Annotated in this window: 4 protein-coding genes; all 4 read left to right on the top strand. The window is 63.6% G+C overall.

What is annotated here, in order from left to right; genetic code table 11:
• The coding region (locus BGRAMDRAFT_RS30420; RefSeq protein WP_044022009.1) for an alpha/beta hydrolase fold domain-containing protein at nucleotides 1–495 on the top strand (495 nt) is incomplete at its 5' end.
• A 45-nt stretch (nucleotides 496–540) separates the two neighbouring features.
• The gene (locus BGRAMDRAFT_RS30415; RefSeq protein ID WP_006052752.1) at nucleotides 541–1,749 is read left to right on the top strand and encodes an efflux RND transporter periplasmic adaptor subunit; all 1,209 of its coding nucleotides are present in this window, start codon (nucleotides 541–543) and stop codon (nucleotides 1,747–1,749) included.
• 70 nt (nucleotides 1,750–1,819) lie between these two features.
• Nucleotides 1,820–5,005 carry an efflux RND transporter permease subunit gene (locus BGRAMDRAFT_RS30410; protein WP_006052751.1) on the top strand — a complete coding sequence of 1,062 codons (3,186 nt, stop codon included), beginning with the start codon at nucleotides 1,820–1,822 and terminating at the stop codon, nucleotides 5,003–5,005.
• 13 nt (nucleotides 5,006–5,018) lie between these two features.
• Nucleotides 5,019–6,617: an efflux transporter outer membrane subunit gene (locus tag BGRAMDRAFT_RS30405; RefSeq protein WP_006052750.1), complete on the top strand. Its 1,599-nt coding sequence runs from the start codon at nucleotides 5,019–5,021 to the stop codon at nucleotides 6,615–6,617.
• The last annotated feature ends 54 nt before the right edge of the window (nucleotides 6,618–6,671 follow it).

Raw genomic sequence — 6,671 nt, 5'->3', positions numbered from 1 at the left:
GGCGGCAATAGCAGGAAGGTTGGCGTGGCCGGCCATGACGCGGGCGGCCAATTGGCTAATTGCCTCGCGTTCATCGCGCGCGATCGCGGCGACGTGCAAATTTCCGCGCAAGCTTTGTTCGGGCCGATGCTGGACCCGAGTCTCACGCGCCTTGGCGATGAAAAGCGCCTCGGCTCGGACATCACGGCAAGAGAATGCGCGGCCTGTTATCGCGCGTACTTGCCGCAGGCGTCGCAACGCATGCATCCGTATGCGGCGCCGCTGGAATCGTCGCGGCTCGCCGGTTTGCCGGCCACGCTGATCGCGACGGCGCAAAACGACGTGCTGCATGTCGAGGCGGAGAAATACGCGAGCAGTCTGATCGACGCCGGTGTGCTGACCCAGGTGGTCCGCTATCCGGCCGTCTCGCATGCGGCGCTCGCCGATCATCCGCCCGCCTTGCAGGAGGCAGTGCGATTTTTTCAGTGGCGCTTCGATGCGCGCGCCCATCGCTGAAACAGAAACAAGCAGAACTTTAATCAACGATACCGGGAGCTACACATGACCATCCTTCCTCTTTCCCGCCGCCGCGTGGCGGTTGCCACACTAGCGGTACTCGTGCTGGCCGGACTCGGCACATTCGGCGCAATTCGCGTGGACGCGAGTTCGCCTGCCGCCCCGACCATCGTGCCGGAAGTCGATGTCGCCACCGTGGTGCAAAAAACGATCACCGACTGGCAGAGCTATTCGGGCCGTCTAGAAGCGGTAGAAAAAGTGGACGTGCGTTCGCAGGTGCCAGGCACCATCGTGTCCGTTAACTTCAAGGACGGCGCGCTCGTGAAGAAAGGCGACACGCTGTTCGTGATCGACCCGCGCCCGTACGCGGCTGAAGTCGCGCGCGCGGAAGCGCAGCTCGCGGCCGCGCAGGCGCGCACGGGCTACACGCAAAGCGATTGGGAACGCGCGCAACGCCTGATCACCGACAACGCGATCGCCAAGCGCGATTACGACGAGAAGCAGAACGCCGCGCGCGAAGCGAGTGCGAACCTGAAGGCCGCGCAAGCCGCGCTCGAAACCGCACGCATCAATCTCGGCTATACGAAGATCACGGCGCCGGTATCGGGCCGCGTATCGCGCGCGGAAATCACGGTGGGCAACGTGGTGTCGGCAGGTGCGGGCTCGGCGCCGCTGACCACGCTCGTGTCGGTGTCGCCGATCTACGCATCGTTCGACGCGGACGAACAAACGTATCTGCAATACCTGCGTCGCGCGAAAGACGGCGGCAAGGTGCCGGTGGAACTCGGTCTCGCGGATGAAAGCGGCTACTCGCGCAGCGGCACGATCGAGTCGGTGGACAACCGTCTGGATACGTCGTCGGGCACCATCCGCGTGCGCGCGCGTTTCGATAACCAGGACGGCACGCTGATTCCGGGCCTGTATGCGCGCGTGAAAGTGGGCGGCAGCGAACCGCATCCGGCGGTGCTGATCGACGACGCCGCCGTCGGCACCGACCAGGACAAGAAGTTCGTGCTGGTGGTCGACCAGAACAATCACGTCGTGTATCGCGAGATTTCGCTCGGCGATATGCAGGGCAATCTGCGTGTCGTGAAGGGCGGCCTGAAACCAGGCGACCGGATTGTGGTGAACGGCGTTCAGCGTGTGCGGCCCGGCGACGCGGTGCGCGCGCACATGGTGCCGATGACGACCGACCAGGACCCGAACAGCGCGCCGCTCGCGCAGCAGCGCGCCAAAGCGGACAAGAACTCGTGAGCGTTCGCGCCGCGGCATTGAACGCGCGGCGCGTGCTCCAACCGCTTGCTCCAAACATCAAGAGCTTCCAATGAACATATCCAAATTCTTCATCGATAGGCCGATTTTCGCGGGCGTGCTATCGGTATTGGTTCTGCTGGCGGGCGTGATTTCGCTCTTCAAGCTGCCGATCTCCGAGTACCCGGAAGTGGTGCCGCCGTCGGTCGTGGTGCACGCGCAGTATCCGGGCGCCAATCCGAAAGTGATCGCGGAAGCCGTCGCTTCGCCGCTCGAAGAGCAGATCAATGGCGTCGAGAACATGTTGTACATGCAGTCGCAAGCAAATAGCGACGGCAATCTCACGCTGACGGTCACCTTCAAGCTCGGCACGAACCCGGACCTCGCGACCCAGCTCGTGCAGAACCGCGTGAACCAGGCGCTGCCGCGTTTGCCGGAAGACGTGCAGCGGCTCGGCGTGACGACCATCAAGAGCTCGCCTACGCTCACCATGGTCGTGCACCTGATCTCGCCGAACGACCGCTACGACATGACGTATCTGCGCAATTACGCGGTTCTGAACGTGAAGGATCGTCTCGCGCGGATTCAGGGCGTGGGCCAGGTCCAGTTGTGGGGTTCGGGCGACTACGCAATGCGCGTGTGGCTCGATCCGCAGAAGGTCGCGCAGCGCGGTTTGACCGCGACCGAAGTGGCTAATGCGATTCGCGAGCAGAACATTCAGGTGGCGGCCGGTGTGATCGGCGCGTCGCCTTCGGTGCCGGGCACGCAATTGCAGTTGTCGGTGAATGCGCGCGGCCGTCTGAAGACCGAGGACGAATTCGGCAACATCATCGTGAAGACCACGCCCGATGGCGGCGTGACCTATCTGCGCGACATTGCGCGCGTCGAACTCGCGGCGTCGGAATACGGCCTGCGTTCGCTGCTCGACAACAAGCCGGCCGTTGCGCTCGCAATCAATCAGGCGCCGGGTGCGAACTCGCTGGCGATTTCCGATGAAGTTCGCGCCGCGATGAAGGATCTCGCGCAGGACATGCCCGCGGGCGTCGAATACAAGATCGTCTATGACCCGACGCAGTTCGTGCGTTCGAGTATCGAGGCGGTCGTGCATACGCTGCTCGAAGCAATCGCGCTGGTGGTGATCGTCGTGATCGTGTTCCTGCAGACGTGGCGTGCGTCGATCATTCCGTTGATCGCCGTGCCGGTGTCGATTGTCGGCACGTTCTCACTGCTGCTTGCATTCGGCTTCTCGATCAATGCGCTGTCGCTGTTCGGCATGGTGCTGGCAATCGGCATTGTGGTGGACGATGCGATCGTCGTGGTGGAGAACGTCGAGCGGAACATTGAAAACGGGCTCAGTGCGCGCGATGCGACGTATAAGGCGATGCAGGAAGTGAGCGGGCCGATTATCGCCATTGCGCTGACGCTCGTCGCCGTGTTCGTGCCGCTCGCATTCATGACGGGTCTCACGGGCCAGTTCTACAAGCAGTTCGCGATGACCATCGCGATCTCCACGGTGATCTCGGCGTTCAATTCGCTGACGCTGTCGCCGGCGTTGTCCGCGATGCTGCTGCGCAGTCATGGCGCGAAGGAAGACTTCCTCACGCGCATCATGAACCGCCTGCTGGGCCGCTTCTTCAAGGGCTTCAACAAGGTGTTCCATCGCGGCTCCGAAGGTTATGGCCGCGGCGTGACGGGCGTGCTGCGCCGCAAGGGCGCGATGCTCGCGGTGTACGCGATCCTGGTCGGTGCAACGGTGCTGATCGCGCGTATCGTGCCGGGCGGTTTCGTGCCCGCGCAGGACAAGGAGTATCTGATCGCGTTCGCGCAACTGCCGAACGGCGCGTCGCTCGATCGCACGGAAAAAGTGATCCGTGACATGAGCGCGATCGCGCTCAAGCAAAAGGGCGTGGAAAGCGCGGTGGCGTTCCCCGGTTTGTCGGTGAACGGCTTCACGAACAGTTCGAGCGCGGGCATCGTGTTCGTCACGCTCAAGCCGTTCAAGGATCGCGGCGACAAGAAGCTCTCGGCTGGCGCGATTGCGGGCTCGTTGAATCAGCAATACGGCGCGATCAAGGATTCGTTCGTTGCAGTGTTTCCGCCGCCACCTGTGCTCGGTCTCGGCACGCTCGGCGGTTTCAAGATGCAACTGGAGGATCACGGCGCGCTCGGCTACGCGGAGTTGAACAAGGCAGCGGAGGCATTCGTGAAGAAGGCGGCGCAAACGCCTGAGCTCGGCCCGACCTTCTCGAGCTATCAGATCAACGTGCCGCAACTGAACGTGGATCTGGATCGTGTGAAGGCGAAGCAGCTCGGCGTGCCGGTTACTGACGTGTTCAACACGATGCAGATCTATCTGGGCTCTCTGTATGTGAACGACTTCAACCGCTTTGGCCGCGTGTATCAGGTGCGGGTGCAGGCGGACGCGCCGTTCCGTCAACGCGCCGACGACATCCTGCAACTGAAGACGCGCAACAGCGCGGGCGACATGGTGCCGTTGTCGTCGCTCGTCACGGTCACGCCGACGTATGGTCCGGAAATGGTGGTGCGTTACAACGGCTATACGGCTGCGGACATCAACGGTGGACCGGCGCCGGGCTTCTCGTCGGGACAGGCACAGGCCGCGGCTGAGCGCGTGGCGGCGGAAGTTCTGCCGCATGGCGTGAAGCTCGAATGGACCGATCTGACGTATCAGCAGATTCTTGCCGGCAATGCGGGCTTGTGGGTGTTCCCGATCAGCGTGCTGCTCGTGTTCCTTGTGCTGGCCGCGCTGTACGAGAGCCTGACGCTGCCGCTCGCGGTGATCCTGATCGTGCCGATGAGCGTGCTGTCCGCGTTGACCGGCGTATGGCTCACGGGCGGCGACAACAACATCTTCACGCAGATCGGCTTGATGGTGCTGGTGGGCTTGTCGGCGAAGAACGCGATCCTGATCGTGGAGTTCGCCCGCGAACTCGAACACGACGGACACACGCCGCTGTCTGCTGCAATTGAAGCGAGCCGCTTGCGTCTGCGGCCGATTCTGATGACGTCGATCGCGTTCATCATGGGTGTCGTGCCGCTGGTGCTGTCGACCGGAGCTGGTTCGGAAATGCGTCATGCAATGGGGATTGCGGTGTTCTTCGGCATGCTCGGCGTGACGCTGTTCGGGCTGATGCTGACGCCGGTGTTCTATGTGGTGCTGCGTACGTTGGCCGGCGGGACGATTCATGTCGCGCAGAAGGATTCGCCGCGCATCGGCGCGCCGGTCACGGACGCCTGAGGAGAGAACAACAATGAAACGCTTTGAGATTTTGAGTGGATGGGGCCGTGCGGCAGCGAGCGGTTTGCTGCTCGCGCTGCTCGCCGCCTGCTCGGTTGAGCCCACGTACAAGCGTCCCGAAGTGGACACGCCGACCGCGTTCAAGGAAGCGCCGGTAGCGGCTTCGGGAACGTCGGCTGCATCGGCTGCGTCGGGTGCATCGGGTGCGTCGGGTGCGTCGGCTCAGGACACCGGTACGTGGAAAACCGCGCAACCCGCGGACGACGCGCATCGCGGCGAATGGTGGAAGATTTTCGGCGACCCGCAACTCGACGCGCTCGAAGAGCAGGCGGCTGCCGCGAATCAGGACCTGAAAGCGGCGGCGGCGCGTGTGCAGCAGGCGCGTGCGGTCACGCGTGCGGCGAAGTCCGACTGGTTCCCGAAGTTCGACGCGGGCTTCGGCCCGACGCGCGAACGGGCGTCGGCGGCCTCGCAATTCCAGCCGGATAGCGTGGGCGGCACGACCGGCACCATTTGGCGCGCGCAGGTCGGCGCGTCGTATGAGGCGGATCTGTTCGGGCGTGTCGGTTCGAATGTGAACGCCTCGCGTGCGGACGAGCAGCAAAGCGAAGCGCTGTTCCGTTCGGTGCAGTTGTCGCTGCAGGCCGACGTCGCGCAAAACTATTTCCAGTTGCGCGAGCTCGATACCGACCAGGACCTGTATCGCCGTACAGTGGCGTTGCGTGAAGATACGCTGAAGCTCGTCGAGCGCCGCTTCAAGGAAGGCGACATTAGCGAACTGGATGTGTCGCGTGCCCGCAATGAACTCGCGAGCGCACGCGCCGACGCAGTAGGCGTCGCACGTCAGCGCGCGGCGTCCGAGCATAGTCTCGCGATTCTGCTCGGCAAGCCGCCGGCAGACTTCTCGTTCGCCGAAGCGCCGCTCGTGCCGGTCGGAGTGCGCGTGCCGCCGGGGTTGCCTTCGGCGCTGCTCGAACGCAGGCCCGATGTGTCGGCGGCCGAGCGCGCGATGGCGGCGGCAAATGCGCGCGTCGGTCTGGCGAAGTCGGCGTTCTTCCCGAAGCTCGACATTACCGGCGCATTCGGCTATGAGTCGGCCACGCTGGGCGATCTCTTCATGTGGTCGAGCCGCGCGTTCATTCTCGGGCCGTTTGCCGGCACTGCATTGACGTTGCCGCTGTTCGACGGCGGCCGGCGTAAGGCGAATCTCGCGCAGGCTCGTGCGAAATACGACGAGGACGTCGCGCAGTATCGTCAGCAAGTACTGGTCGCGTTCCGCGAAGTCGAGGACAACCTGGCCGATCTGCGTCTGCTCGACGATCAGATGCGCGAGCAAAACAATGCGGTGCAGGCGTCGCAGCGCGCCGCGCGTCTGTCGCGTACGCAGTACACCGAGGGCGCGGTCAGCTATCTGGACGTGATCGACGGCGAGCGGCAGGTGTTGAGCACGCAACTGCAAGCGAGCCATTTGCAGGGCACGCAAGCGGTCGCGACCGTCAACCTGATTCGCGCGCTCGGCGGCGGTTGGGGCGATGTGCCGGCGTCGGATACGGCCGTGGGTTCGGCTACAACGCCGGCTGCACCTTCCGACCAACAGGTGGCAAAGCGCTAAACGCTTCGGTCTATTATTGACTGCTGTTGTAGAACCGGACCGCGCCGCAAGCGC

Source organism: Paraburkholderia graminis C4D1M, from assembly GCF_000172415.1.
GTDB lineage: Bacteria > Pseudomonadota > Gammaproteobacteria > Burkholderiales > Burkholderiaceae > Paraburkholderia > Paraburkholderia graminis.
The sequence above is the reverse complement of the archived record's forward strand: the minus strand, read 5'-3'. Positions and strand labels throughout refer to the sequence as shown.

Bases quoted from the DNA above. Each gene is read 5' to 3' on its own strand.
- BGRAMDRAFT_RS30415 (WP_006052752.1), top strand. From the start codon at position 541: ATGACCATCCTTCCTCTTTCCCGCCGCCGCGTGGCGGTTGCCACACTA.
- BGRAMDRAFT_RS30410 (WP_006052751.1), top strand. From the start codon at position 1,820: ATGAACATATCCAAATTCTTCATCGATAGGCCGATTTTCGCGGGCGTG.
- BGRAMDRAFT_RS30405 (WP_006052750.1), top strand. From the start codon at position 5,019: ATGAAACGCTTTGAGATTTTGAGTGGATGGGGCCGTGCGGCAGCGAGC.